At 72.7% G+C, this 25,859-nt stretch carries 26 protein-coding genes and 2 tRNA genes; 19 read left to right on the top strand and 9 right to left on the bottom strand.

Annotation, left to right across the window (positions count from 1 at the left end; all coding sequences use genetic code 11):
- The first annotated feature begins 26 nt into the window (after positions 1-26).
- Together ssb and ettA are read left to right on the top strand one after the other, a co-directional pair.
- Entirely contained in the window at positions 27-431 is a 405-nt protein-coding gene (gene ssb, locus AC4MBH_RS11045; protein ID WP_491794917.1) for a single-stranded DNA-binding protein, read from the top strand.
- A 79-nt stretch (positions 432-510) separates the two neighbouring features.
- Entirely contained in the window at positions 511-2,193 is a 1,683-nt protein-coding gene (ettA, locus tag AC4MBH_RS11050; protein WP_491794918.1) for an energy-dependent translational throttle protein EttA, read from the top strand.
- Between the two features lie 3 nt (positions 2,194-2,196).
- Here ettA and AC4MBH_RS11055 read toward each other — a convergent pair whose 3' ends face one another.
- Positions 2,197-2,856 carry a hypothetical protein gene (locus tag AC4MBH_RS11055; RefSeq protein ID WP_491794919.1) on the bottom strand — a complete coding sequence of 220 codons (660 nt, stop codon included), beginning with the start codon at positions 2,854-2,856 and terminating at the stop codon, positions 2,197-2,199.
- A gap of 189 nt (positions 2,857-3,045) precedes the next feature.
- Positions 3,046-3,543: a MarR family winged helix-turn-helix transcriptional regulator gene (locus AC4MBH_RS11060; protein WP_491794920.1), complete on the bottom strand. Its 498-nt coding sequence runs from the start codon at positions 3,541-3,543 to the stop codon at positions 3,046-3,048.
- Between the two features lie 325 nt (positions 3,544-3,868).
- Here AC4MBH_RS11060 and AC4MBH_RS11065 point away from each other — a divergent pair, with 325 nt between their 5' ends.
- Complete coding sequence (locus AC4MBH_RS11065; protein WP_491794921.1) at positions 3,869-4,336, top strand: hypothetical protein; 468 nt, start codon at positions 3,869-3,871, stop codon at positions 4,334-4,336.
- An 83-nt stretch (positions 4,337-4,419) separates the two neighbouring features.
- On the opposite strand, the gene AC4MBH_RS11070 is transcribed toward AC4MBH_RS11065, so the two are convergent.
- A complete protein-coding gene (locus tag AC4MBH_RS11070) occupies positions 4,420-5,634 on the bottom strand; it encodes an acetyl-CoA C-acetyltransferase (protein ID WP_491794922.1) in 1,215 nt (404 codons plus the stop codon).
- A gap of 78 nt (positions 5,635-5,712) precedes the next feature.
- Complete coding sequence (locus tag AC4MBH_RS11075; protein WP_491794923.1) at positions 5,713-6,486, bottom strand: class I SAM-dependent methyltransferase; 774 nt, start codon at positions 6,484-6,486, stop codon at positions 5,713-5,715.
- A gap of 39 nt (positions 6,487-6,525) precedes the next feature.
- On the opposite strand from AC4MBH_RS11075, the gene AC4MBH_RS11080 reads away from it, so the two are divergent.
- On the top strand, positions 6,526-7,392 hold the full coding sequence (locus AC4MBH_RS11080; protein WP_491794924.1) for an acyl-CoA thioesterase: 867 nt from the start codon (positions 6,526-6,528) through the stop codon (positions 7,390-7,392).
- 94 nt (positions 7,393-7,486) lie between these two features.
- Here the strand turns inward: AC4MBH_RS11080 and AC4MBH_RS11085 are convergent, their stop codons facing one another.
- From AC4MBH_RS11085 to AC4MBH_RS11095, 3 genes are read right to left on the bottom strand one after another with little or no spacing between them, the layout of a single operon-like run.
- Positions 7,487-8,026, bottom strand: coding sequence for a hypothetical protein (locus AC4MBH_RS11085; RefSeq protein ID WP_491794925.1), 540 nt, complete (start codon positions 8,024-8,026; stop codon positions 7,487-7,489).
- 32 nt (positions 8,027-8,058) lie between these two features.
- Positions 8,059-8,439, bottom strand: coding sequence for a globin (locus AC4MBH_RS11090; RefSeq protein WP_491794926.1), 381 nt, complete (start codon positions 8,437-8,439; stop codon positions 8,059-8,061).
- 45 nt (positions 8,440-8,484) lie between these two features.
- Positions 8,485-9,582, bottom strand: coding sequence for a mechanosensitive ion channel family protein (locus AC4MBH_RS11095; protein ID WP_491794927.1), 1,098 nt, complete (start codon positions 9,580-9,582; stop codon positions 8,485-8,487).
- A gap of 63 nt (positions 9,583-9,645) precedes the next feature.
- Here AC4MBH_RS11095 and AC4MBH_RS11100 point away from each other — a divergent pair, with 63 nt between their 5' ends.
- Together AC4MBH_RS11100 and AC4MBH_RS11105 are read left to right on the top strand one after the other, a co-directional pair.
- Positions 9,646-10,020: a hypothetical protein gene (locus tag AC4MBH_RS11100; protein ID WP_491794928.1), complete on the top strand. Its 375-nt coding sequence runs from the start codon at positions 9,646-9,648 to the stop codon at positions 10,018-10,020.
- On the top strand, positions 10,007-10,390 hold the full coding sequence (locus tag AC4MBH_RS11105) for a DUF5130 family protein (protein ID WP_491794929.1): 384 nt from the start codon (positions 10,007-10,009) through the stop codon (positions 10,388-10,390). The genes AC4MBH_RS11100 and AC4MBH_RS11105 overlap by 14 nt, the downstream gene beginning before the upstream one ends.
- A 117-nt stretch (positions 10,391-10,507) precedes the next feature.
- On the opposite strand, the gene pepN is transcribed toward AC4MBH_RS11105, so the two are convergent.
- Entirely contained in the window at positions 10,508-13,066 is a 2,559-nt protein-coding gene (gene pepN, locus AC4MBH_RS11110; protein WP_491794930.1) for an aminopeptidase N, read from the bottom strand.
- A 170-nt stretch (positions 13,067-13,236) separates the two neighbouring features.
- On the opposite strand from pepN, the gene AC4MBH_RS11115 reads away from it, so the two are divergent.
- The 6 genes from AC4MBH_RS11115 (at position 13,237) to metG (ending at position 20,988) form a co-directional block, all read left to right on the top strand.
- On the top strand, positions 13,237-14,877 hold the full coding sequence (locus AC4MBH_RS11115; protein WP_491794931.1) for a CHAP domain-containing protein: 1,641 nt from the start codon (positions 13,237-13,239) through the stop codon (positions 14,875-14,877).
- A gap of 100 nt (positions 14,878-14,977) precedes the next feature.
- The gene (locus AC4MBH_RS11120; RefSeq protein WP_491794933.1) at positions 14,978-15,604 is read left to right on the top strand and encodes a mycothiol-dependent nitroreductase Rv2466c family protein; all 627 of its coding nucleotides are present in this window, start codon (positions 14,978-14,980) and stop codon (positions 15,602-15,604) included.
- A gap of 60 nt (positions 15,605-15,664) precedes the next feature.
- On the top strand, positions 15,665-16,792 hold the full coding sequence (locus AC4MBH_RS11125; RefSeq protein WP_491794934.1) for an N-acetylmuramoyl-L-alanine amidase: 1,128 nt from the start codon (positions 15,665-15,667) through the stop codon (positions 16,790-16,792).
- Between the two features lie 118 nt (positions 16,793-16,910).
- Positions 16,911-18,254, top strand: coding sequence for a CHAP domain-containing protein (locus tag AC4MBH_RS11130; protein WP_491794935.1), 1,344 nt, complete (start codon positions 16,911-16,913; stop codon positions 18,252-18,254).
- 37 nt (positions 18,255-18,291) lie between these two features.
- Positions 18,292-19,185, top strand: a complete 894-nt coding sequence (locus AC4MBH_RS11135) for an MOSC domain-containing protein (RefSeq protein WP_491794936.1) — start codon at positions 18,292-18,294, stop codon at positions 19,183-19,185.
- 9 nt (positions 19,186-19,194) lie between these two features.
- Entirely contained in the window at positions 19,195-20,988 is a 1,794-nt protein-coding gene (gene metG, locus AC4MBH_RS11140; RefSeq protein WP_491794937.1) for a methionine--tRNA ligase, read from the top strand.
- A gap of 45 nt (positions 20,989-21,033) precedes the next feature.
- Here metG and AC4MBH_RS11145 read toward each other — a convergent pair whose 3' ends face one another.
- Entirely contained in the window at positions 21,034-21,348 is a 315-nt protein-coding gene (locus AC4MBH_RS11145) for a putative quinol monooxygenase (protein ID WP_491794938.1), read from the bottom strand.
- Positions 21,349-21,365: 17 nt separating this feature from the next.
- On the opposite strand from AC4MBH_RS11145, the gene AC4MBH_RS11150 reads away from it, so the two are divergent.
- The 7 genes from AC4MBH_RS11150 (at position 21,366) to AC4MBH_RS11180 (ending at position 25,824) form a co-directional block, all read left to right on the top strand.
- The gene (locus AC4MBH_RS11150; protein WP_491794939.1) at positions 21,366-21,980 is read left to right on the top strand and encodes a LysE family translocator; all 615 of its coding nucleotides are present in this window, start codon (positions 21,366-21,368) and stop codon (positions 21,978-21,980) included.
- Between the two features lie 5 nt (positions 21,981-21,985).
- Positions 21,986-22,873 carry an alpha/beta hydrolase fold domain-containing protein gene (locus AC4MBH_RS11155; RefSeq protein WP_491794940.1) on the top strand — a complete coding sequence of 296 codons (888 nt, stop codon included), beginning with the start codon at positions 21,986-21,988 and terminating at the stop codon, positions 22,871-22,873.
- A 64-nt stretch (positions 22,874-22,937) separates the two neighbouring features.
- Positions 22,938-23,465, top strand: a complete 528-nt coding sequence (locus AC4MBH_RS11160; protein WP_491794941.1) for a ribose-5-phosphate isomerase — start codon at positions 22,938-22,940, stop codon at positions 23,463-23,465.
- Positions 23,458-24,306: an Fpg/Nei family DNA glycosylase gene (locus AC4MBH_RS11165; protein WP_491794942.1), complete on the top strand. Its 849-nt coding sequence runs from the start codon at positions 23,458-23,460 to the stop codon at positions 24,304-24,306. The genes AC4MBH_RS11160 and AC4MBH_RS11165 overlap by 8 nt, the downstream gene beginning before the upstream one ends.
- Before the next feature lie 55 nt (positions 24,307-24,361).
- Positions 24,362-25,465 (top strand): PP2C family protein-serine/threonine phosphatase, encoded by a 1,104-nt coding sequence (locus AC4MBH_RS11170; RefSeq protein ID WP_491794943.1) that lies wholly within the window; start codon positions 24,362-24,364, stop codon positions 25,463-25,465.
- Positions 25,466-25,632: 167 nt separating this feature from the next.
- Positions 25,633-25,706: transfer RNA gene (locus AC4MBH_RS11175), tRNA-Gly, on the top strand.
- 45 nt (positions 25,707-25,751) lie between these two features.
- A tRNA-Pro gene (locus tag AC4MBH_RS11180) sits at positions 25,752-25,824 on the top strand.
- Positions 25,825-25,859 lie beyond the last annotated feature (35 nt).

Genomic DNA, 25,859 nt, shown 5'->3' on the forward strand with positions numbered 1-25,859 from the left:
GCTCCACGAGACGAGGAGATGGGCAGATGTACAACGAGACGATGGTGACCCTGCAGGGTCGGGTCGGCACCGACGTGGTCCTGCGGCAGGCCGGCGGTGCCGCGGTCGCCAACTTCCGGGTGGCGTGCACGCCGCGGCGGTTCCAGCGCCAGAGCGGGGAGTGGAGCGACGGGCCGACCCAGTGGTACTCCGTCAGCGCCTGGCGCGGCCTGGCCGAGCACTGTGCGGCGTCCCTCGGTCGCGGTGACGCGGTGGTCGTGCACGGCCGCCTCGGCATGCGGACCTACGTCAACAAGGCGGGGGTCGAGACCCTCGACATCACCGTCGACGCCGCGACCGTGGGCCACGACCTCACCTGGGGGACCTCGGTCTTCACCCGGTCCCAGCGTCCGGCGCCCGCCGCGGCGACCCGCGAGGAGGCGGCCGCGTGATCGCGTCCTGCGGCCGCAGCCGCGACCCGCCCCGACCCGGGCGGGCGGTGCGCCCGGGTCGTGGCTAGGCTCGCTGATCATGGCGGACTATGTCTTCACGCTGCGCAACGTGCGCAAGGCCCACGGTGACAAGGTCGTCCTCGACAACGTCACGCTCTCCTTCCTCCACGGCGCCAAGATCGGCGTCGTCGGACCCAACGGCACCGGCAAGTCGTCGTTGCTGCGGATCATGGCGGGGCTCGACCACGCCAACAACGGCGACGCGATCATCGACCCCGGCGCCACGGTCGGCATGCTCCAGCAGGAGCCGCCGCTGACCGAGGGCAAGACGGTCCTGGAGAACGTCGAGGAGGCCGTGGTCGAGCTCAAGACCAAGATGGCCCGGCTCGACGAGCTCTACATGATGATGGGCGACCCGGACGCCGACCAGGACAAGGTCGCGACCGAGGCCGGCGACCTGCAGTCCGAGCTCGACGCCGCCAGCGTCTGGGACCTCGACAGCCGGCTCGACCAGGCCATGGACGCGCTGCGCTGCCCCCCGCCCGACGCGATCGTCGACCACCTCTCCGGCGGTGAGCGCCGCCGCGTCGCGCTGTGCAAGCTGCTCCTGCAGCAGCCGAGCCTGCTGCTGCTCGACGAGCCCACCAACCACCTCGACGCCGAGTCGGTGCAGTGGCTCGAGGGCCACCTGAAGTCCTACCCGGGCGCCGTCCTGGCGATCACCCACGACCGCTACTTCCTCGACAACGTCGCCGAGTGGATCCTCGAGCTCGACCGCGGCTCGGCCCACCCCTACGAGGGCAACTACACGACCTACCTGGAGACCAAGAAGGACCGCCTCAAGATCGAGGGCCAGAAGGACGTCAAGCGCGCCAAGATGCTCGACCGCGAGCTCGAGTGGGTGCGCTCCAACGCCAAGGCCCGCCAGACCAAGAGCAAGTCGCGGCTGGCGCGCTACGAGGAGATGGCGGCCGAGGCCGACCGGATGCGCAAGATCGACACCTCCGAGATCAACATCCCGGCGGGTCCGCGCCTCGGCGACATCGTGCTCGAGGCCGAGCACCTCGGCAAGGGCTTCGACGGCCGCACCCTCATCGACGACCTGACGTTCTCGCTCCCGCGCGCCGGCATCGTCGGCGTCATCGGGCCCAACGGCGTCGGCAAGACCACGTTGTTCCGGATGATCACCGGTCAGGAGGAGCCCGACAAGGGCGACCTCAAGGTCGGTCAGACCGTCAAGCTCAGCTACGTCGACCAGAGCCGCGGCGGCATCGACCCCACCAAGAACGTGTGGGAGGTCGTCTCCGACGGGCTCGACTTCATCAAGGTCGCCAACTTCGAGATGAACTCGCGCGCCTACGTCGCGTCGTTCGGCTTCAAGGGCCCCGACCAGCAGAAGAAGGCCGGGGTGCTGTCCGGCGGCGAGCGCAACCGCCTCAACCTGGCGCTGACCCTCAAGATGGGCGGCAACCTGCTGCTGCTCGACGAGCCCACCAACGACCTCGACGTCGAGACCCTGAGCTCGCTCGAGGACGCCCTGCTGGAGTTCCCGGGCTGCGCCGTGGTCACCTCCCACGACCGCTGGTTCCTCGACCGCGTCGTCACCCACATCCTCGCGTGGGAGGGCACCGACGAGGACCCTGCCCACTGGTACTGGTTCGAGGGCAACTACGCGGCCTACGAGGCCAACAAGATCGAGCGCCTCGGCATCGAGGCCGCCCGGCCGCACCGGGTCACGCACCGACGGCTCACCCGCGACTGAGCGTCATCCGCCGCTGACCGAGCGGTCGACCTCCTTGCCCTTGAGGGTGACCTGGACGTAGGCGGACTCGCCGTACTCGTTGCTCACGTGGGCCGAGATGGTCGCGGGGCCCCGGGTGGCCGTCGGGGGTCCCTGGATGATCGCGTACCAGGTCTCGGGGTCATCGACGAGCGACTTGGCCCCGGCGATCGCCTCCAGCACCACGGTGGAGTCGACCGTCGTGAGGTCGACCCGGCGCGTGGTCGAGGTGCCCTTGAGGTCACCGCCGAGGTCGAAGTCGTCGAGGTCGCCGTCCCAGTTGAAGGTCTCGTGACGCTGGCTGCGGGCGTCGACGGGGAGGTCGACCGAGGCGTACTCCGGGTACACCACGGCGCGGAACACCTCACTGCCTCCCGTCTGGTCCTCGACGTCCCCGCGCAGGTCGTCGAGCCCGTCGGCCGACAGCGCGTCGACGGAGTCGGAGGAGTCCAGCCCGGGCAGGTCGTCGGGGTCGATCACGAACACCGCGACGGACAGGGCGGCTCCACCGAGGATCATCAGGGTCAGCAGGACCCCGAGCAGCCGTCCCCACGGGTTGCGTCGGCGTCGCCCGTAGCCCGGGGCGGGCTGACCCCAGGCGGCGCTGCCGGCCTGGTGTGGCGGCCACTGCTGGTTGGTTCTCATGGCGGCAACCTAGGAGGGCGGAACCGGGCCCGACAGGCCCGAAATGACTAGTTTCGGTGGATCTCGCTCGTTCCTCGCGGCACCCGGGCCAGGTGGTCTCGACGCGCGGTCGCGGGTTTCGCAGGCCACCCGCGCGCTTGCTCGACCCGCTGACGCCCACGCCGCGCGCTCGTGCCTCGCGCGCCTGCGTCAGCGCATCTCGCGGTCGGGGTGGCCGGCGATGAGGTGGTCGGCGACGGCGTTCATCACCCGGCCCAGGGCCGCGAAGTCGTCGGGGTCAGCGAGGTCGACGAGGTGGTCGCGGACGCCCTCGACGTGGGTCGGGGCGACGTTCTCGAGCAGGAGCTGGCCGCGGTCGGTGATCACGGCGATCACGCCGCGCCGGTCGTCCTGGGAGAGCTCGCGCACGACCAGCTTGGCGTCCTCCATCCGCTTGATGGTGTGGGTGACCCGGCTCCGGCTGTGGGCGAGCGACTCGGCCAGCTGGGCCATCCGCATCCGCCCCTCGCGCTCGGAGAGACGGACCAGGATCTCGTACTCGACCAGCGAGATCCCGTGGCGCCGGCGCAGGTCGTCATCGAGCCGGTCGAAGAGCAGCGTCGAGCCGAGCACGAGCGCGCGCCACGCCACCTGCTGGTCCTGGTCGAGCCAGCGAGGCTCGGGACGGGTCGGGAAACGGTCGGCCACCGGGCCCACTCTAGGACGCGCAGCGCCCGGCCGAGCAGGACCGCAATGGCCCCTAGGGGTGGAGGACGTGCCGCCGGGGCCGTCCTACGTTCGAGGAGCGGCTTCCGCCGCGAGTCGGATGGGGACGGCTTTCCACACCTGAAGGAAACCCCCCACAATGAACCGTCTCGCTCAGCTACTTCACCCTGCCCGCGCCGTCGCGATGTTCGTCGCGATGACCCTCGCCCTCTCCTTGGGCCTGATGACGGGGTCTGCGTCCAGCAGCGCCGCGTCCGCGTCCCCCACGGTCGCCGAACGGACCGTCGCCAAGGGCCCGAAGGGGACCATGACCTCCCGGATCGCCGGGACGACAGCCAACGGTCGTCGCGTCACCGGTCACTTCGTGCCGCTGCGCTTCGTCAAGCGCGACGGCAAGGTCCGGGTCCGCGGCCTGGTCAACGGCGTGGTGCATCAGGCCAACGGCACGACCCGCACGTTCGCCGTCGTGCGCAGCCTGCGGGTGCGCTCGATCAAGGGCACCCCGGTGGCGGCCAGCCGCGCCGCGGCGGCCCAGCCGGCCACCTGCGACGTCCTGCACCTCGACCTCGGCCCGCTCAACCTCGACCTCCTCGGGCTGGTGGTCAACCTCAACCGGGTCGTGCTCGACATCGTCGCCCGCACCGGCGCCGGCAACCTGCTCGGCAACCTGCTGTGCGCGGTCACCGGGCTGCTCGACGGCGGCCTCGGCGGTCTCTTGGGCCGGCTGACCCGCCTGCTCAACCGCATCCTCGGCCAGCTGGGGCTCGGCCTCTGACCCGTCCGCGACACCCGTGGACGAACCGCCGCGGACCCTGGCGGAGCCAGGGTCCGCGGTCGGGCGTCAGGGCCTGGTGGTGATCAGACCCGCTCGATGATCAGGGCCATGCCCTGCCCGCCACCGACGCACATCGTGATCAGGCCGGTGGTCTTGTCGTGCCAGTCGAGCGAGTTGAGCATCGTGTTCTGCAGGCGGGCGCCCGTCATGCCGAACGGGTGCCCCACCGCGATGGCGCCGCCGTTGACGTTGAGCCGGTCGAGGTCGATGCCGAGGTCCTGGTAGGACGGCACGACCTGCGCCGCGAACGCCTCGTTGATCTCGACCAGGTCGATGTCGCCGATGCTCATGCCGGCGTTCTTGAGGGCACGCCGGGTGGCCTCGACCGGACCCAGCCCCATGATCTCCGGCGACAGGCCGCTGACGCCGGTCGACACGATCCGGGCGAGCGGCTTGAGCCCCAGCTCGGCTGCCTTGGTGTCCGACATCAGCACCACGGCGGCGGCGCCGTCGTTGAGCGGGCAGCAGTTGCCGGCGGTCACGACACCGTCGGGGCGGAAGACCGGCTTGAGCTGTGACGCCGCCTCGATGGTGACGCCGGCGCGCGGGCCGTCGTCCTGGCTGACCACCGTGCCGTCGGGCGTGGTGACCGGGGTGATCTCGCGCGCCCAGAAGCCGGACTCGATGGCCTTCTCGGCGAGGTTCTGCGACCGGACGCCGAACTCGTCGAGCTCCTGGCGCGACAGGCCGCGCATCCGCGCGACGTTCTCCGCGGTCTGGCCCATCGCGATGTAGACGTCGGGAAGCAGGCCGTCCTCGCGCGGGTCGTGCCAGTCCTGCCCGCCCTCGGCGTACGACGCCGTGCGCGCCTCGCCGTCGGCGAACAGCGGGTTCTTGGTGTCGGGCCAGTGGTCGGAGGTGCCCTTGGCGAAGCGGGAGACCATCTCGACGCCGGCGGAGATGATGACGTCGGCCTCACCGGCCTTGATCGCGTGGAAGCCCATCCGCGTGGTCTGCACCGAGGAGGCGCAGTAGCGGGTGACCGTCGCGCCGGGGACGTCGTCCATGCCGTTGAGCACGTTGACGACGCGGCCCATGTTGTTGCCGGACTCACCGCCAGGCAGGCCGCACCCGAGGTAGAGGTCGTCGACCGTGTGCGGGTCGAGCTCGGGGATCTTGTCCAGCGCGGTCTTGACGATGGTGGCCGTCAGGTCGTCGGGACGCAGGTCCTTGAGCGATCCCTTGTTGGCGCGACCGATCGGCGACCGGGTGGCGGAGACGATGACTGCTTCGGGCATGCGGGTGGCTCCGGTTCTCTGCGGGTGAGTGCGGTGAGGTGCGGGGACGTGCGGACGAGCAGGTGGTCTCCCGCCACACTAGGACCCGTCGGCCGCGGCGTCGGGGGGTGCCGGTGTGACCGTCGCCACGAAGACCAGCTCCAGTCCGGGGCGGTCGGGTGCCTCGCGGACGTCGAGCACGTCGTAGCCCGCGTGCCCCAGTGACGCCTCGATCTCGGCCTGCTCGTGGAACCGCAACGTCGACTCGGAGACCAGCACGTCGTCCGCGGTCGCGCTGTCCAGGAACTCGGTCGTCGACCGGAAGGACACGAGCGGCAAGCGCACCTGCGTCACGGTCATCCGCGTCGCGACGCGACCGACGACGGGCACGTCCACCACGTGTGGCGCGTCGTCGGTCCAGGACTCCCAGGCGCGCCGCGAGGGGTCCCGGGTCTCCAGGACGAGGTGGCCGCCGGGCCGCAGCGCGCGTCGTACGCCGCTGAGCGTCGTCAGCCAGTCGCGGTCGGTGAGGAAGACCTGGGCGACGTTGCCGGTCATTACCGCCAGGTCGACGGTTCCGCGGATCGCCGGCGGCAACGTGGTCGCGTCGCCGTGCACCCACGTCACCCGGTCGGCCCCGGGCTTGACCCGGGCGACGTCGAGCGACGCCGCGGCCGGGTCGACCCCGACCATGGTGTGCCCCGACGCGGCCAGCCGCACCGCGAGCGACCCGGTGCCGCACCCGACGTCGAGCACCGTGCGCGCGCCGAGCTCGGCGACGAGCGCCTCGTACACGTCGAGGTCGCTGCGGTCGTCGTCGAGGACGTCGTACAGCGGAGCCAGCCGCGGGTGGGCGAACGCTGCGTCGGGCACCCGCCGACGCTATCGCCCGATCCCTGCCAGGATCCTCGAGTGCGCCACCTCTACCGCTGCCCGATGCGCTGGGCCGACCTCGACCTGCTGGGCCACGTCAACAACGTCACCTACGTCGACTACCTGCAGGAGGCCCGCGCCGACATGGTGCGGGCGATCGGGCTGGGTCGGCCCGCGCACGACGACCTCGAGGTCGGCGTCGTGGTGGTCCGCCACGAGGTCACCTACCTCGCACCCCTCGCCCTGCGGTTCCGGCCCGTGAGCATCGAGTGCTGGGTCACCGAGGTCCGCGCGGCGTCGTTCACGCTGGCCTACGAGGTCTTCCACGACGACCCCGACGTCGAGGGCGGACGGCAGGTCTACCTGCGTGCCACGACGCTGCTGACGCCGTACGTGTTCGCCGACGAGCGCCCCCGGCGGCTCGCGGCCGAGGAGAAGGCCGCGCTCGCGCCGTACGTCGAGCCGGCCCTGGCGCCGCCGACGGCCCGGATCACGCCGGTCGACCCGGCGCACGCGCACCACTTCGACCTCCACGTGCGCTTCTCCGACGTCGACGTCTACCGCCACGTCAACAACGTGCTGTACTTCGAGTACCTCCAGGAGGCACGGATCCGGATGATGGCCGACCTCACCCGGGGGTCAGGGCTGACGATGCCGCAGGTCGTGGTCGCCCAGACCGACGTCGACTACCTGCGCCCGATCCTGCTGCGTCCCGAGCCGTACGACGTGTGGTCGCGGATCGCGCGGGTCGGCACGCGCTCGATGACCGTGGAGGCCGACGTCGCCGACGGCACCGAGACGCTGGCCCGGTCGCGGGTCACGCTGGTCTTCTGGGACCCCGAGACCGGTCGCTCCACCGAGCCCGGCCCGGAGCTGCGAGAGCTCCTCGACCGACTCCCGGGTTGACCGGGATCCGGGTCACGACGACCGGGATCCGGGTCGCGACGACCGGGATCCGGGCCGCGACGACCGGGATCCGGGTCCACGTCATCGGCGGCGCTCAGTCGCCGCGCAGGGCGACCTTGCGGTCGATCCGGGCGTCCAGCTCGGCGATCTCGTGCAGGAGGGCTCCGTACAGGTCCATCTCGACCGGCTCCGGCTCGTCGGGCGCGTCGTGTCGCCAGACCACCAGCCGCCCGTCGGCGTCGACGCAGTAGGGGTCCGGGTCGCCGACCACCTTGATCACCGGCACGAGCCCGGCGGCGCCGCCGGCGACGAGGGCGTCGTACGCCTGTCGCAGGTCGAGGAAGTCGGGTGCCCCCGGGGAGAGCGAGTAGGCCTGGACGGCGTAGCAGAACGACCAGAACGGGCCGACCTCGAGCGGGGCGGGCCGGGGCCACAGCTCCTCGACCGCCTCGACGTACAGGCCGCCGAGCGGGTGGCACAACAACGTCCGGACGTCGTCGGGCAGCCGGAAGCCGACCCGCGCCTCGAACGCCTCGACGTCCTCGAGGGTGGGTTCCTCGCCCTGCTGGGCGAACAGCGCGAACCGGTCGCGGTCGCGCTCCTGGACGAACCGGACGAGGTCATCGATCGACATGGCACGAGCATGTCAGGACCGCGGCGCGGACCTCAGGAGTCGAAGGTGTTGACCATGAACTGGGCGGCGTGGGTGACGTAGTCCCAGAACTTCTGGTCCTGCTCGGGCGTCAGGTCGACCGAGTCGAGCGCGTCGCGGAAGTGCCGCAGCCAGTGCTCCTTGGCCTCCTGGCCGACCGCGAACGGCGCGTGGCGCATCCGCAGGCGCGGGTGGCCGCGGGTGTCGGAGTAGGTGGTCGGCCCGCCCCAGTACTGCACCAGGAAGAGCAGGAACCGCTCCTCGGCGGGGGCGAGGTCGTCCTCGTACATCGGCCGGAGCACCTCGTCGGTGGCCACGCCCTCGTAGAAGCGGTGGACGATCGCCCGGAAGGTCTCGAACCCGCCGACCTCGTCGTAGAACGTCGTCTCAGCCATGGTCCCTCCATTGTGCCGACCGCGCCGCCACGACCGGTCGGAGGGCTACTCGCGACCCTCGGCCTCGGCGGTGGCCGCGTCACCGGCGCCGACCGCCTGCTGACCGTCGGGCGCGTTCTCGTGGCGGTGCCACACGACGCGCTGCGGGAGCGGGATCTCGATGCCCTCGTGGTCGAAGCGGGCCTTGATCCGCTGCCGCAGCTCGCGGGCGACGGCCCACTGCTCGCCGGGGGTGGTCTTGAGCACCACCCGCACGGTGATGCCGTCGATGGCCAGTGCCTCGACGCCCCAGATCTCCGGCTCCTCCAGCACGCGGCCCTTGAAGTCCTCGTCCTCCCAGACGTCGCGGGCGACCTCGCCGAGCACGCGGCGGACGCGGCCGAGGTCCTCGGAGTAGGCGACGGCGACGTCGAGCACGGTGCGGGCCCAGTTCTGGCTCTGGTTGCCGACCCGGACGACCTGCCCGTTGGGCACGTACCAGACGGTGCCGTTGACGTCGCGGAGCCGGGTGACCCGCAGCGTCACCGCCTCGACGACGCCGGTGGCCTCGCCGAGGTCGACGACGTCGCCGACGCCGTACTGGTCCTCGATGATCATGAAGACGCCGGAGAGGAAGTCCTTGACCAGCGACTGGGCACCGAAGCCGAGCGCGATGCCGACGATGCCGGCGCTGGCGATGATCGGGGCGATGTCGACGCCGATCTCGCTGAGCATCATCGTGCCGATCACGGCGACGATGAGGCCGGTCACGATGCTCTTGAACAGGCTGCCCATGGCCTGCGCGCGCTGGCGGCGGCGCTCGGAGGCGATCAGGTTGACCCGGTCGGGCAGCACGCCCTTGGCGGCCCGGTTGACCACGCGGTCGATGGCCTTGTGGGCGACCCACCGCATGGCGACGGCCAGCGCGAACAGGCCGAGCAGCACCACGGGCTTGCCGATCAGGACGTCGGCGTAGCCGGCCAGGGTGTGGTTGTCGCTGAGGTCGAAGACCGCGTTGCAGATGGTCTCCCCGGGCTCGCACGGGTCGCTCATCGAGTCGGTGACCGAGTCGAGCGGGGAGTCGGTGGAGGTGTCGGTCGGGGCGTCGGTGGGGGAGTCGGTGGGGGAGTCGGGATCTGTCGGGGTCAGGGCGGCGACAGGCATGGGTGCATGCATAACAGGTACGCCGTCGTCGTTCGACCCGACGGACGGCGATAGTCTCTCCCCGTGACTGGGACCGTGATCAAGCACACCGTGGGCCGCGCCCTCGTCCTGGCCGGAGCCGTCGCTGTCGGCAGCGTCCTGCTGGCCGGGCCGGCCTCGGCCGAGGTGCCCGAGGGCTGGCCCGACACCCAGGAGGTCGACACGCTCTTCGTGCTCGGCGTGCTGGTCGGCATCCCGCTGCTGCTCTTCCTCCTCATCGGCCTGGCCGTCTACCTCCCGGGCCTGGTGCGCGGCGAGCGGGTCGCCCCCGGCGCCACCGGCCCCGAGGACCAGTGGCTCGGCGGACGCCGGAGCGCCGGCGAGCTCGCGGCCTCGCCCTCCTCGTCCCACGCCGACGACGTCACGACCGCGGACGGTGGGGCCAGTGCCCGCTGGTGAGTACCTCAGCGCCGCCGACCGGGCGTCGCTCGACGTGACGATCCGCAAGTCCGAGCAGCTGTGCCGCTCGGAGTTCTCGGTCTTCGTCGGCACGGCCCAGGGTGACCCGCGGGCCTTCGCGGTCGGCCTGCACCGCTCCCTCGTCGCCCCCGACCGCAGCATCCTGATCATGGTCGACCCGACCGCGCGGGTCGTCGAGGTCGTCACCGGCGCCGTCGTACGCCGTCACCTCGACGACACCCGCGTCGAGCTCGGGGTCGCCTCGATGGTCGCGCTGTTCCGCGACGGCGACCTCGTCGGCGGCCTGCGGCGCGGCATCCAGTACCTCGCCGAGCAGGCGCGCCCGCAGAACACCCTGCACGTCTCCTAGGACCGCGCCGAACCACCCTCCCCGCCAGGTCGGCGCGGGTCCCGAGCGGAGCAGACCCTTCTCGGAGGCCACCACCACCCTTTTTTCCTTGCGGGTTCGCCCCGGGTCCCGGCGGGATCAGCCGGCCGCGGCGTCGCAGGCCTGCGCCGCCAGGGCCCGGGCGACCTCGTCGCGGCCCTCGCGCACGTAGCGCAGGGCACCCGCGTTGGCGGTCGAGGTCTCCAGGTAGGCGTCGACCCGGTCGAGCAGGTCCTGGGAGGCCAGGACCTTGGGGAAGATGAACTCCAGCGCCACCGAGGCCTTGTGGGCCCCGAGGCGCTCCCAGACGTGCTCGACCTCGTCGAGGTACTTCTCGACGTACGGCGCCAGCACGTCGTCCTGGCCGGAGACGTTGAACGCGCAGACGACGCTGCGCGCGGTCTCGTTGGGCGTGGAGGGGTCGAGCACCGCCTGGTGCCAGGCGCGCTCCTTGGCCTCGGCCGTCGGCATCGCGGCCCGGGCGGCGGCGGCGTGCTCCTGGCCGGAGATGGTGTTGTCCTCGGCGAGCTCGGCGTCGACCCGGGCGTCGTCGGCGCGGCCGCGGGCGGCGAGGGCGGTGAGCAGGACCCAGCGCAGGTCGGTGTCGACGCCGAGGCCGTCGACGACCTGGCTGCCGTCGAGCAGCGCCTCGAGATCGGCGAGCGCCTCGTCGCTGCGGGCGGCCGAGGCGTAGGACCGGGCGAAGGTGAGCTGCTGGTCGCTGCCGGGGGCCGCCTCGTCGAGCAGGCGGCGCAGGCCGCGCTCCCACGTGTGGCGCAGGGCGTCGCGGTGGTCGGGCGCGGAGTAGGAGCCGACCGCGAGCGCGGCGTACGTCGGGATCCGGGTCACCCCCCAGGCGTCGGTCTCGGCGCCGATGTTGGCGAGCACGAGGGCGACGAAGTCGCGGGCGGGCAGCTCGGCGTCACGGGTCATGTCCCAGGCGGCGCCCCAGACCAGGGCACGGGCCAGGGAGTCGTCGAGCCGGGAGAGCCCGGTGGTGACGGTGGTGAGCGACCGCTCGTCGAGGCGGATCTTGGCATAGGCCAGGTCGCCGTCGTTGAGGAGGAGCAGGTCGGGCTGCCGCTGGCCGACGGCCTCCTTGATCTCGGTGGTCTCGCCCTCGACGTCGACCTCGATGTAGTCGCGGCGCACGAGACGCCCGTCGACCTCGTCGTACAGGCCGATGCCGAGGCGGTGCCGGCGCAGCGTGGGGTGGTCGGGGTGGGCCGACTGCCGGACGACGAGGCGGCTGTAGGCGCCGTCGCCGTCGAGCTCGAACTCGGGGGCCAGCGTGTTGACGCCCGCGGTCTGCAGCCACTCCTCGGCCCAGCTCGAGAGCTCGCGGCCCGAGGAGCGCTCCAGGGCGGTGAGCAGGTCGGAGAACTCGGTGTTGCCGAAGGCGTGGTCGGTGAAGTACTGCCGCAGCCCGGCCACGAACGGCTCCAGGCCGACCCAGGCCACCAGCTGCTTGAGCACCGAGGCGCCCTTGGCGTAGGTGATCATGTCGAAGTTGACCTCGACCGCCTCGAGGTCGTGGTTGTCGGCCGCGATCGGGTGGGTGCTCGGCAGCTGGTCGGCGCGGTAGCCGGTCTGCTTGCGGGCGTTGGCGAAGCCGGTCCAGGCGTCGTCGAACTCGGTGGCCTCGGCCTCGCACCAGTAGCAGGCCCACTCGGCGAAGGACTCGTTGAGCCAGAGGTCGTCCCACCACTTCATGGTCACCAGGTCGCCGAACCACATGTGTGCCATCTCGTGGGTGATCACCGAGCACCGGAACTCGTAGAACGACCGCGGCTGGCGCGAGCGCGGGAGGTACTCGTCGCGCAGGGTCACGCACCCGGCGTTCTCCATCGCGCCCATGTTGTACTCCGGCACGTAGAGCTGGTCGTACTTCTCGAACGGGTAGGCCATCGCGAACTTCTCCTCGAAGAACGCGAAGCTCTGCCGGGTCAGCTTGACCAGCTCCTCGCGGTCGAGGTGCTCGACCAGCGACTGGCGGCAGTAGTGGCCGAGCGGGATCTCGCCGTACGGGCCCTTATAGGTGTCGAAGACGCCGTGGTACTCCCCGGCGACGACGGCCGTGACGTAGGTCGACATCCGCTTGGTCGGCGGGAAGGACCAGACGGCGGTGCCGTCGCCGGCGGCCTCCGGCTCGGGCGTCGGGGCGTTGGACACGACCACCCAGTGGTCGGGCGCGGTGACGCGGAAGGTGAACTCGCCCTTGAGGTCGGGCTGCTCGAAGGTGGTGAAGACCCGTCGGGCGTCGGGGACCTCGAACTGGGAGTAGAGGTAGACGCGGTCGTCGGCGGGGTCGACGAAGCGGTGCAGGCCCTCGCCGGTGTTGGAGTAGGTGCAGTCGGCGCGGACGACGAGCACGTTGTCGGCCTGCAGGTCGGGCAGCGGGATCCGGCTGTCGGCGTACGACGCGGGGTCGAGCGGGACGCCGTTGAGGGTGATCTCGTGGATCGTGGCGCCGACGAGGTCGGCGAACGTCGAGGCCCCGGGCTCACGGCAGCCGAAGGTCAGCGTCGTCGTGGAGCCGAAGGTGCCGGCGGTGGCGTCGGTCGCGGTCGTGAGGTCCAGGTCGATGGCGTACGACGCGACGTCGAGGAGGGCGGCGCGGGTGGCGGCCTCGTCCCGGGTCAGGTTGGTTCCAGGCATGCCGGCCATCTTGACACCCGGTCGCCGGCTTCCCCGAGGCGCCGGGCCCGACCTCACCCCGTGGAGCGGTGAACGACACGCCGGTAATTCACGGTGCTTGATTGTGGGGCTGGAGTGAATTATGGGCTTTCTGTTGCGAAACGCTACGGATGTGCTTGACAGTGGTCCCCGTGCCTCCTGCTCCCCGCCCCGTCCGACGCCTGCGCCACCGGGTCCTCGCCCGGCTGCTCGCGCCCCTCCTGGTGGTCACCGCCCTCGTGGCGCTGCCGTCCTCGACCCCACCGTCGGCGGCGTCCTCGCGCTACCTGTGCTCGGGCTACACCGGCTGCGCCAACGCCGGCTACAGCCACGCGGGCTACGGCTCGCGGAGCAACCAGATGTACTGGCGGATGTACGCCGGCCACAACTGCACCAACTACGTCGCCTACCGGATGATCCAGCGCGGCATGTCGACCGAGCGCCCGTGGACCGGGTCGGGCATGGCCTACAACTGGGGCTTCGCGATGGCGCGGCTCACCGACGACCGGCCGGCCGTGGGCGCGGTCGCGTGGTGGAACCGCGGCGTCTCCGGCGCCGGGTCCAGCGGCCACGTCGCCTACGTCGAGAAGGTCGTCTCCCCGACCGAGATCGTCATCTCCGAGGACTCCTGGTCCGGCGACTTCCACTGGCGCACGATCTACAAGGACGGCTCCGGCTGGCCGACCGGCTTCATCCACTTCGTCGACCAGAAGACGATCGCCCCGGCCCGGGCGCCCAAGGTGTACGGCGTGCCCCGGGTCGGCGAGACCCTGAGCGGCGTGCGGGGCCAGTTCTCCCCGGCCGTCGAGGGGCACGCGCTGCAGTGGCTGGCCGACGGCGTCCCGATCGCCGGCGCCACCGCCACGACGTACGACCCGACGCCGAGCACGGTGGGCAAGGCGATCACCCTGCGCGACACCGGCACCCGGAAGGGCTACGCCCCGGGCGTCGCGACGTCGTTGCCGACGGCGAAGGTGACGGCCGGCGCGCTCGCGCGGGTCGCCAAGCCCGTGCTCTCGGGCTTCCCCGAGGTGGGCCAGGTGCTCACCGCCACGCCGGGGGAGTGGGCGCCCGCCCCCGACTCGGTGGTCTACCGCTGGCGCGCCGACGGGGTCTGGATGCGCGGGTTCACCGGGCCGAGGTTCACCCTGACCCGCGACCTCCTCGGCAAGCGGATCTCCGTCGTGGCGGTCGCCCGCAGCCGCGGCTACGCCCAGGTCGCCAACGCGTCCACCGCCGTCGGGCCGGTCGTCGTCGACACGATCGAGCTGACCGCACCGTTCCGCGCCTCCGGCGCGGCCCGGCACGGCTCCGAGCTCGTCTTCACGCCCGGCACCTGGACCCCCGCCAACGCGACGGCGACCTACCAGTGGTTCCGCGACGGGGTGGCGGTGCCCGGGGTGACCGGGACGTCGTACGCGCTCGGCGACGGTGACGTCGGACGCCGGATCACCGTGCGGGCGACCGTGTCCCGCGACCGCTACCAGGGGCTGGCCCGCACGGCCGACTACGGGGTGGTGACCACGCCGTCGACGGTCTCGCTGCGCGCGGCGGGCCGCAAGCGCGGCGCCGTCGCCCGGGTGCGCGTCACCGCTCCCGGCGCCCCCGCCGCCACCGGCACCATCTGGGCGCGGGTGCGCGACACCGTCGTGCGCGGCACCGTCGTCGACGGTGTCGCCGAGCTGGTGCTCACCGGACTGACCCCCGGCAAGCGGACGGTCGTCGTCCTCTACGCCGGTGACGGCGTCGTCGAGAAGGGCCGGACCACGGCCCAGGTCACCGTCAAGAGGTAGGTCGGGCTGCGGGTCGGGCTGCGGGTCGGGCTGTGGGTCGGGCTGTGGGTCGAGGGCGAGCCACGGGAATGGCTGCGCGGCTGCGGTGTTGGATCGGGGTATGACCTCCACCACCAATGCCGACTTCTGGTTCGACCCGCTCTGCCCGTTCGCCTGGATCACCTCGCGGTGGATCCTCGAGGTCGAGCAGGTGCGCGACATCAGGGTGACCTGGAACGTGATGAGCCTGGGCTACCTCAACCAGGACCGGGACCTCCCGGACGAGTACCGCACCATCCTCGCGCCGGCCTGGGGTCCGGTACGGGTGTGCATCGCGGCCGAGCAGAAGCACGGCAAGGACGTGCTGCTCCCGCTGTACACCGCGCTCGGCAACCGGATCCACCTCGAGGGCCGCGCGCTGCACGAGCAGGACGACGCCGGGCGCGCCCTCGTCGTCGAGGCGCTCGCCGAGGCCGGGCTCGAGCCGGAGCTGGTCGAGGCGATGGACGACGCGTCGTACGACGCGGCCGTCGCCGAGAGCCACCACCGCGGCATGGACCAGGTCGGCGACGACGTCGGCACGCCGACCATCGCGATCGAGGGCGCGGCGTTCTTCGGACCGGTGCTCTCGAAGATCCCGCGCGGCGAGGAGGCCGGCCAGCTGTGGGACGGCTGCGTCGCGGTCGCCAAGGTGCCCTACTTCTACGAGCTCAAGCGCTCCCGGACGGGTGAGCTCGACTTCAGCTAGGCCGCGGGCTGGCGCGCCGCGTTGTTGCTCCTGTGACTGATGTGACGCATGATCGGTGCGATGCCGCTCACGCACACGTCATGGGGACGCCGGGTGGCCGCGCTGGTCGTGGTCGTCGTCGGCGCGGGTCTGCTCGCGCCCGCGGCGCCCGGCGCACCCGCCGCGCCGCCTCGCTCCCCGTCCGCCCAGCAGGACCGGGACCCCGGGCCGGCCGCCCGGTTGACGGGTGCCGGCCGCGGGCTGCGGGCGGCCGACGTACGGCTCGGTGCCTCGACGCAGACCGTGGAGTCGGACCGGTTCGCGATGGTCGCCGTGACCTGGCGCGGCGCGCCGCGCGAGGTCCGGATCCGGACCCGCAGCGACGGCACCTGGTCGGGCTGGCGTGCCCTGGAGGTGCTGCGCGACGGACCCGACGAGGGCGCCGTCACCGGCACCGACCTGGCCTGGGTCGGTGCGGCCGACGCGGTGCGCGTCGACGTCGCGGGACCCCGGCCCGACGCCCTGACGCTGGTCCTGCTCGCTCCGGACGCCACCGGCCGTCCGTCACGGCAGGCCGACCGGTCCGGGCGCGCCCGGCCCGAGCGGCTCAAGCCGCGGCTGCGCAGCCGCGCCTCGTGGGGCGCCGACCCGTCGTGGCGCGACGGGCGCCCGTCGTACAACCGCACCATCCAGCAGGTGCACGTGCACCACACGGTCAACAGCAACAGCTACGCCGTCGCCGACGTGCCCGGCCTGCTGCGTGGCATCTACCGCTACCACACGGCCAACCTGGGCTGGTCCGACATCGGCTACAACTTCCTCGTCGACCGCTTCGGCCGGACCTGGGTAGGGCGCGCGGGCGGCGCCCGGAAGGCGGTGCAGGGGGCGCACACCCTCGGCTTCAACAGCACCTCCACCGGCGTCGCGGTCATCGGCAGCTTCGAGACCACCAGCCCCAGCCGTCGCGTCATCGGTGCACTGGCCCGCCTCGCCGCCTGGAAGCTGCACACGTACGACCGGCGCCCCACCGGACGGGTGCGCGTCTGGTCGCACGGCTCGGACCGCTACCCGCGGGGCCGCAAGGTCACCCTGCCGGCCATCGACGGGCACCGCGACACCAACGAGACCGCCTGCCCCGGCGCACGCCTGTACGCCGACCTGCCCGACGTCCGCCGCCGCGCGGCGCGGCGGGTGGCCCGGCTGGGGTGACGCCGGGCCGTCCTGACCGGGCTCCCGGTCAGGACGACCGGGACCCGGGTCGTCGCGACCGGGATCCGGTTCGGGCGTTCGGCGACGGACCGGCTCGGGTCGCGGTTGACTGGGGTCGGTGACCCTGGGACCCCGCCGCACCGCCGTCACCGTCGCGACGGTCCTGTTCCTCCTCGGCCTGGTCGCTCCGGGCCCGGCCCGGGCGGCAGAACGGTTGTGCACCGGCTACGCGTCGTGCGCCGGCGGCGGCCACTCCCACCACGGCTTCGCACAGCGGTCGCAGTCGACCTGGTGGGGCATGACGCCCGGCCACAACTGCACGGGCTACGCCGCCTACCGGATGGTGCGCGGCGGCATGCCCAACACCCGACCGTGGACCGGCGAGGGCGACGCCAACCGGTGGGGCCACGAGATGGCCCGGATCACCGACCAGGTGCCGCGGGTCGGCTCCGTGGCCTGGTGGGACGGCGGCGCCGGTGGCCGAGGCCCCCAGGGTCACGTCGCCTACGTCGAGCGGGTGGTCTCACCCCACGTCATCGTCGTCTCGGAGGACCTCTACGGCGGCGACTTCCAGTGGAGCCGCGTGAGCCGCGGCAGCGGCTGGCCCAGCGGCTTCATCCACTTCAACGACGCCCGGCTGCGGATGCGCGCCCGTCCGGTCGTCGGGGGCCGGCCGCAGGTCGGCCGCACCCTCCGGGTCACCGCGGGACGCTGGGACCGCCGGGTGGGCGCGAGCTACCAGTGGCTGGCAGGCGGCCGGCCCGTGCGCGGCGCGACCAGGGCGGCGTACACCCCGACGGCGCGGCAGCTCCGCGACCGGATCCGGGTACGCGTCACCGTGCGCAGCAGCGGCTACGCACCGGTCGCCGTCACCACCCGTGGCACGGCCCCGGTGGCTCGCGGCGTCCTGCAGGTGGCGCGGTCGGCGCGACTCGCCGGTCGGCCGCAGGTCGGCCACGAGGTGCGCGTCGACCCGCAGCGCACGTCGCCGAGGACCGAGCGCACCCGCGTGCGGTGGCGCCTCGACGACCGGGTGGTCCGAGGCGCATCCGGCAGGACGTTGCGTCTCGGTCCGGAGGCGGCCGGACGCCGGCTGGTGGCCGAGGTGACCGCCTTCCGCGCCGGGTACGAGCCCCGGACCGTGCGCGTCCGGGCCGGTCGGGCCGACGCGGGCGACATCGTGGTCCGCGTCCCGATCGGCGTCGAGGGCGCCCCCGCGGTGGGGCAGGAGCTGCGCGTCGTCGGCGGCGGGTCCACGCCGTCGGACGTGCAGGTCGCCCACCGGTGGCTGCGGGACGGCGAGCCGATCGACACCGCGACCGGTCCGACGTACGTCGTGACGCCCGACGACGCCGGGCACCGGCTCGACGTCGCCGTCGGCCTCACCCGGCCCGGCTACCGGCCGCTCGGGATGACCGTCGCCGCCGGTGAGGTCGCCGCCCCGACGGCCGGCCGGCGATAGCCGCCGTGCGGGCCGTCGCGGCAACTACGGTGGGCACGTGCCCCTGTCGCTGACCCGGATCGCCCGCTACCCGGTGAAGTCGTGCCGCGGTGAGTCACTGGACGAGGCCACGGTCGAGTCGCAGGGACTGGCCGGCGACCGGCGCTGGATGCTCGTCGACGCCGCCGGCAAGGCCGTGACGGCCCGTGAGGTCAACCGGCTGGTGCTGGTCCACCCCGAGATCACTGACGAAGGGCTCCGCGTCACCGCCCCCGGAGCGTCCGGGCCGCTCGTGGTCCCGGAGCCCGATCCGGTGAACCAGGTACCGGTCACGGTGTTCAAGTCTTCCTTCACCGCGGCTGCGGCGGGGCCCGAGGCCGACGCGTGGTTCAGCGACGCGCTGGGGGCCGACGTACGCCTCGTGCACCTCGACGACCCGGCCCGCCGTCCCACGAGCGCGTCGTCGCCGGGCGGGTTCGGCGACCCGGCCGACCGGGTCTCGCTGGCCGACGGCTTCCCGCTGCTGCTCGCCACCGAGGAGTCGCTCGCGGCGCTCAACGACGAGGTGCTCGCCCGCTCCGAGGGCGCCCACGAGCCGTTGCCGATGACGCGGTTCCGCCCCAACGTCGTGGTCGCCGGCGCCGCGCCCTGGGCCGAGGACGACTGGCGGGTGCTGCGCATCGGCGGTGCCGACGGCGCCACCTTCCGGCTGGTCAAGGGGTGCGCCCGCTGCGTGCTCACCACCGTCGACCCCGAGACCGGTGAGCGCGGCAGGGAACCGCTGGCCTCCCTGGCCCGCATCCGGCGCTTCGACGGCAAGACCTGGTTCGGCGTCAACCTGGTCCCCGACACGCCCGGCGCGGTGATCCGCGTCGGCGACGAGGTCGAGGTGCTCGAGACGGCCGACCCGGGCGGCGGTCCCCTGCGAAAGTCCCTGGTGCCCGCTCACTAGCCTGAGGGCATGACCCACGTCCTGTCAGCCGTCGCCTGGCCGTACGCCAACGGCCCGCGCCACATCGGCCACGTCGCCGGTTTCGGCGTGCCCTCCGACGTCTTCAGCCGGTACTCCCGGATGGCCGGACACGACGTGCTGATGGTCTCGGGGTCCGACGAGCACGGCACGCCGATCCTGATCGCCGCCGACGAGGCCGGGCTCGCGCCGCAGGAGCTCGCCGACCGCAACCACCGGGTCATCGCCGAGGACCTGGTCGCGCTCGGCTGCACCTACGACCTCTACACCCGCACCACCACGCCCAACCACCACGCCGTGGTGCAGGAGCTGTTCAAGGGCGTCCACGACAACGGCTACTTCGTCGAGCAGACGACGTACGGCGCGATCTCGCCGTCGACCGGTCGCACCCTGCCCGACCGCTACATCGAGGGCACCTGCCCGATCTGCGGTGCCGACGGCGCGCGCGGTGACCAGTGCGACACCTGCGGCAACCAGCTCGACCCCGCCGACCTGATCAACCCGGTCTCCAAGATCAACGGCGAGACGCCCGAGTTCGTCGAGACCCAGCACTTCTTCCTCGACCTGCCGGCGCTGGCCGACGCGCTGGGGGAGTGGCTCGACGAGCGCGCGGCCACCGGGCTGTGGCGGCCCAACGTCATCCGGTTCAGCCAGAACATCCTCAAGGAGATCCGCCCGCGCGCGATGACTCGCGACATCGACTGGGGCATCGCGGTGCCGCTCGAGGGCTGGCGCGACAACCCGACCAAGAAGCTCTACGTCTGGTTCGACGCGGTCATCGGCTACCTGTCGGCGTCGATCGAGTGGGCCCGACGCTCGGGCGACCCCGAGGCGTGGCGCCGGTGGTGGAACGACCCCGAGGCGCTGTCCTACTACTTCATGGGCAAGGACAACATCACCTTCCACAGCCAGATCTGGCCCGCCGAGCTGCTGGCCTACTCCGGCAAGGGGAGCAAGGGCGGTGAGCCGCACGACTACGGCGTGCTCAACCTGCCCACCGAGGTCGTCTCCTCGGAGTTCCTGACCATGGAGGGCCGCAAGTTCTCCTCCTCCAAGCGCGTCGTCATCTACGTCCGCGACCTGCTCAGCCGCTACCAGGCCGACGCGTTCCGCTACTTCGTCGCGGCCGCGGGTCCGGAGAACCAGGACAGCGACTTCACCTGGGCCGAGTTCGTGCGACGTACCAACGACGAGCTGGTCGCCGGCTGGGGCAACCTGGTCAACCGGACCGCCACCCTGATCGCGAAGAACTTCGGCGAGATCCCGCCCGCCGGCGTGCTCACCGACGACGACGAGCGCATCCTGGCCGTGGCCGAGCAGGCGTTCGCCGTGGTCGGCGACCTGATCGGCCGGCACCGCCAGAAGCAGGCGATCGGCGAGGCGATGCGCGCCGTGTCCGAGGTCAACAAGTACGTCTCCGACTCCGAGCCCTGGAAGCTCAAGGGCGACGACGAGCGCGAGCGCCTCGGCACGATCCTGCACGTCGTCGCCCAGTGCGTCAGCGACCTCAACCTGGTGCTGTCGCCGTTCCTGCCGTTCTCGGCAAACGCCGTCGACGCCGTCCTCGGCGGCAAGGGCGACGTGGCGCCGATGCCGCGCATCGACGAGGTCGACGACCTCGACGGCGGCGCCGGCTACCCGGTCATCACCGGCGACTACACCTCCGCGCCTGCGTGGGAGCGCCGCCCGATCGTCCCCGGCACCCCGGTCGCCAAGCCGACGCCGGTCTTCACCAAGCTCGACGTCTCCGTCGTCGAGGAGGAGCTCGCTCGGCTCGGCGGCTGAGCGTCGCGACGAACGGGATCCGGGTCGCGACGACGGGGATCCCGGTCAGGACGACGCGTCGGTGACCTCGTAGTCGTCGACCGCGACCCGGAGCACCACGTCCTGCTGCTCGTCCGACGGCCCGGACCCGCGGAACGCCTCGAGCTCGGGCCGCGACGACCAGCGCTCGTGCACGTTGATCCGTCCGCTCTCCACCAGGTCGGGGCCGATCGCGAAGTCGAGGCAGCCGGGGGCCGCGCGGGCCAGGCGGACGACCTGCTCGCAACCGCGCAGGTAGTCGTCACGCCCGGCGGGATCGACGGTGAGGTGTCCGGCGACGATGATCATGACGCAAAGACCGGTCGCGCGGGACCGACTCATCGGCGTACGGTCCCGCCATGAGCCTGACCTTCCTGCTCACCAGCCTGGTCATCGTGGCCACGCCCGGCACCGGTGCGCTGTACACCCTCGCGGCGGGCCTGACCCGCGGCGCCCGGGCGAGCGTGCTGGCCGCGTTCGCCTGCACCCTGGGCACGGTGCCGCACCTGGTCGCCGCGATCACCGGTCTCGCGGCCGTCCTGCACGCCAGCGGTGTCGCGTTCGCGGTGATCAAGTACGCCGGCGTCGCCTACCTGTTCTGGATGGCCTGGTCGACGTGGCGCGACACCGGTGCGCTGGGGGTGCCCGACGGCGAGCGCCCGGTCGTGAGCCGGCGCAAGGTGCTGGTGGAGGGTGTCACGCTCAACCTGCTCAACCCCAAGCTGACGATCTTCTTCTTCGCGTTCCTGCCGCAGTTCGTGCCGGCCGGCTCGCCCGGTGCGCTGCCGCGGATGCTGCTGCTCAGCGGGGTGTTCATGCTGATGACGTTCGTCGTCTTCGCCGCCTACGGCGTCGGCGCGGCGGCCGTGCGCGACCGCGTGCTCACCCGGCCGCGCCTGGTGAACCGGATCCGCAAGGCGTTCGCCGCCACCTTTGCGGCGCTCGGCGCCCGGCTCGCCCTCGAGAGCCGCTGAGCGCCGTGCTGTTCCCCGACGCCCAGGCCGCCGTCGACGCCGCGGCCGGCGAGCCGCATGTCCACGCCGAGGGCTACGACATCGCCGCCGCCCGCGCCGCCGATCACGCCGCCGCGCTCGACCTCCCCCGCGAGGACGTCGCGGAGGTCCGCGACGTCGACGCCGGCGGGGTGCCGTGCCGTCTCTACCGCCCGGCCGGGGCGTCGGCCGGCGTGGTGGTGCACCTGCACGGCGGCGGGTTCGTGCTCAACGACGTCGAGGTGCACGACCCGGCGTGCCGCCGCCTGGCCAACCGGGTCGGGAGAGCGGTGCTCTCGGTCGACTACCGACTGGCGCCGGAGCACCCCCACCCGGCCGCGGTCCGCGACGCCGACGCGGTCGTCGCGTGGCTCGACGAGCACACGGGCGACCACGACCTCGACGGCCCGGCCCACCTCCACGGCGACAGCGCCGGAGCCCACCTGGCGCTGGGGGCGGCCCTGCGCCACCCGGGCCGCTTCGCCGCGCTCGCGCTGATCTACCCCTTCCTCGACCCCACCGCCTCCTCCGAGTCGCACCGCACCGAGTCCGACGGCCTCGGCGCCGCCGACGTCGCGTGGTACTGGCGCCAGCTCGCCGGCCCGGACCCCGACCTCACCGACCCCGACCTGGCGCCGCTCACCTCCGACCGGTTCGGCGCCCTGCCGCCGACGCTGGTCGCCACCGCCGAGCACGACCCGTCCCGCGACGAGGGCGAGCACCTGGCCCGGCTGGTCGCGGCGGCAGGCGTCGAGGTGGTCGCGACGCGCTGGCTCGGCCAGCCGCACGGGTTCTGGCGCCACCACGGGTCCTACGTCGCGGCCGAGCCACTGATGCAGCACGTCGCGGCGTTCCTGCGCTCCCACCCGCGCTGAGCCCCGAGCGCCCCGCCGAGCCCGTCGCCGTCCTGTGACGGTGGGTTCTGGAAGACTTCCCGTCATGCGCGTGCACCTCGGCAGCGACCACGCCGGACTCGAGCTCAAGGACCACCTGGCCGCCTGGCTCACCGAGCACGGCCACGAGCCGGTCGACCACGGCCCGTTCGTCCACGATCCCCTCGACGACTACCCCGTGTTCTGCCTGCGCGCCGCCGAGGCCGTGGCCCGCGAGCAGGGCGAGGGTGTCGCCACCCTGGGTGTGGTGATCGGCGGGTCGGGCAACGGCGAGCAGATCGCCGCCAACAAGGTCGCCGGCGTCCGGTCGGCCCTGGCCTGGTCGGAGCAGACGGCCTCCCTGGCCCGGGAGCACAACGACGCCAACGTCCTCTCGGTCGGTGGCCGGATGCACACCCTCGAGGAGATGACCCGGTTCGTGGAGGTGTTCCTGGCCACGCCGTTCAGCGGCGACGAGCGGCACGTGCGGCGCATCGCCCAGCTGGCGACGTACGAGACGGGGGGCGGGCTGCCCGAGCTGCCCGGGTCGGCGCGGGTGCCGCAGAACCCGGACCTGCCGAGCACCGATGCCTGAGGGGCACACCCTCCACCGCCTCGCCCGCGACCTCGCCGGGGCCTTCGGCGGCCGCACGGTCGCCGTCAGCAGCCCGCAGGGACGGTTCGCCGCCGAGGCGGCGCTCCTCGACGGCGCGGTGCTGGACGACGCCGAGTCGTGGGGCAAGCACCTGTTCGTGCGCTTCGACGGCGACCGGTTCGTGCACGTGCACCTCGGGCTGATCGGCACGTTCGACGTGCGCACCGGCGTCGACGCGGTCCCGCCCCCGGTGGGGCAGGTCCGGCTGCGGATCGCCGCGACGGGGCCGGCGGGCACGGCGTACGCCGACCTGCGCGGCGCGATCATCTGCGCCCTCGTCACCGCCGAGCAGCGCGACGCCGTGGTCACCCGGTCCGGACCCGACCCGCTGCGCCCGGACGCCGACCCGACCCGCGCCTGGGACCGGGTCCGCCGCAGCCGCAAGGCGATCGGCGCCCTGCTGATGGACCAGGGCGTGCTCGCCGGCGTCGGCAACGTCTACCGCGCCGAGGTGCTCTTCCGGCACCGGCTCCACCCGTTGCGCCCGGGCAGCTCGCTGCGCGTCTCGCAGTGGCAGGCCATGTGGGACGACCTGGTGGTCCTGATGGGTGAGGGGGTGCTGACCGGGCGGATCGACACGGTCCGGCCCGAGCACACCCCCGAGGCGATGGGCCGCGAGCCGCGCCGCGACGACCACGGCGGCGAGGTCTACGTCTACCGGCGCACGGCCCAGCCGTGCCTGGTCTGCGGCCGCAAGGTCGCGACCGCCGTGCTGGAGGGACGCAACGTCTTCTGGTGCTCGCGTTGTCAGCCTGCGTTCCGCTCTCGCGCACTAGGGTGAGGACGAGCCGGACCGCGGCCATCCGATCCCCACGACCGGCGAGAGACCAGCACCCATGACGACCGCCACCCCGGCGCCCCGGCTCCGGCCTGCGCCCGGCCTCCGCCGGGCCGTCACCCGGCTGCGTCGGCGCGGTGCCTCGGTGGAGACGCGCCTGGCGATCGCGCTCGCGGTGTTCTCGGTCGCCGTCGCGGTGCTGGTGACGTACTTCCCCGACCAGATGCCGTTCACCAGCCTGGTGCTCCCGCTCGTGCTGGGCAGCATCCTGCTCGGCCCGCGCACGTTGCCGTGGTTCGTGCTGCTCGACCTGGGCCTGCTCGGCTACTGCCTGAGCCAGCAGGAGGAGTACACGACCAAGACCATCGGCGCGGCGGCCGTGCAGCTCGCGGTCGCGCTCGTGGTGCTGGTGACCAGCCTCCACCGCACCCGCCTGGGCGTGGCCGGCCTGCGCGGGGAGACCATGTTCGTCGACCTGCGCGACCGGATCCTCGACCAGGGCACCCTGCCGGGACTGCCCGCGGGCTGGGTGGTCGAGTCGGCGCTGCGCTCGGCGGGCGGGACGGCGTTCGCCGGCGACTTCGTCGTGGCCGCGAAGAGCCGCGACTCCCGCAGCATCCAGATCGTCGTCGTCGACGTCTCCGGCAAGGGGGAGGAGGCCGGCACCCGGGCGCTGCTCCTCTCGGGCGCCTTCGGTGGGCTGCTCGGAGCGATGCCGGCCGCGCACTTCCTGCCGGCGGCCAACGACTACCTGCTGCGCCAGGAGTGGGACGAGGGCTTCGCCACCGCCATCCACCTCTGGCTCGACCTCGGGACCGGCGACTTCGAGGTCCGCACCGCCGGGCACCCGCCCGCCGTCCACCGCCTCGCCGGCGCCGGCCGCTGGTCGGTGCTGCGCAGCGACGGCCCGGTGCTCGGGCTCATCGACGGCGCCACCTTCGACGTCGTCCGCGGCCGCCTCGGCAGCGGTGACGCCGTGCTGCTCTACACCGACGGCATGGTCGAGGAGCCGCGCGTCGACATCGACCTGGGCATCGACCGGATGCTCGGCGAGGCCGAGTCGCTGCTGCGCGGCAGCTTCACCGGCGCCGCCGAGCGCCTCGCCGCCGAGCTCGGCTCGACGAACGACGACCGCGCCGTGCTGGTGGTGCACCGGACCTGACCGGGGCTGGGCCCGGGTCCGGGGCGGCGGCCGTCACGCCCCGCGCCGGGTCCCGCCCGGCACACCGGGCACCGCACCGACCACCACCGGGGGGATTGCCGTTTGGTCGGCGTCGGGGCCCTTGTGGGAGGATTCCGGGTGCTACGGGAGCGACTGCTCCCTGGTGCGCGGATGTAGCTCAATGGTAGAGCCTCAGTCTTCCAAACTGATTACGCGGGTTCGATTCCCGTCATCCGCTCCAAGCGGGTCCGCAGCGCCTCCGGGTGCCCGGCGGGGCCTGACTTGGCGGGGCGTAGCGTAGTGGCTAGCGCGCCTGCTTTGGGAGCAGGAGATCGCAGGTTCGAGTCCTGTCGCCCCGACAGACACCACCACCTGACGCGTGACAAAGACCTGA

The organism is Nocardioides sp. WJ219 (assembly GCF_058559815.1).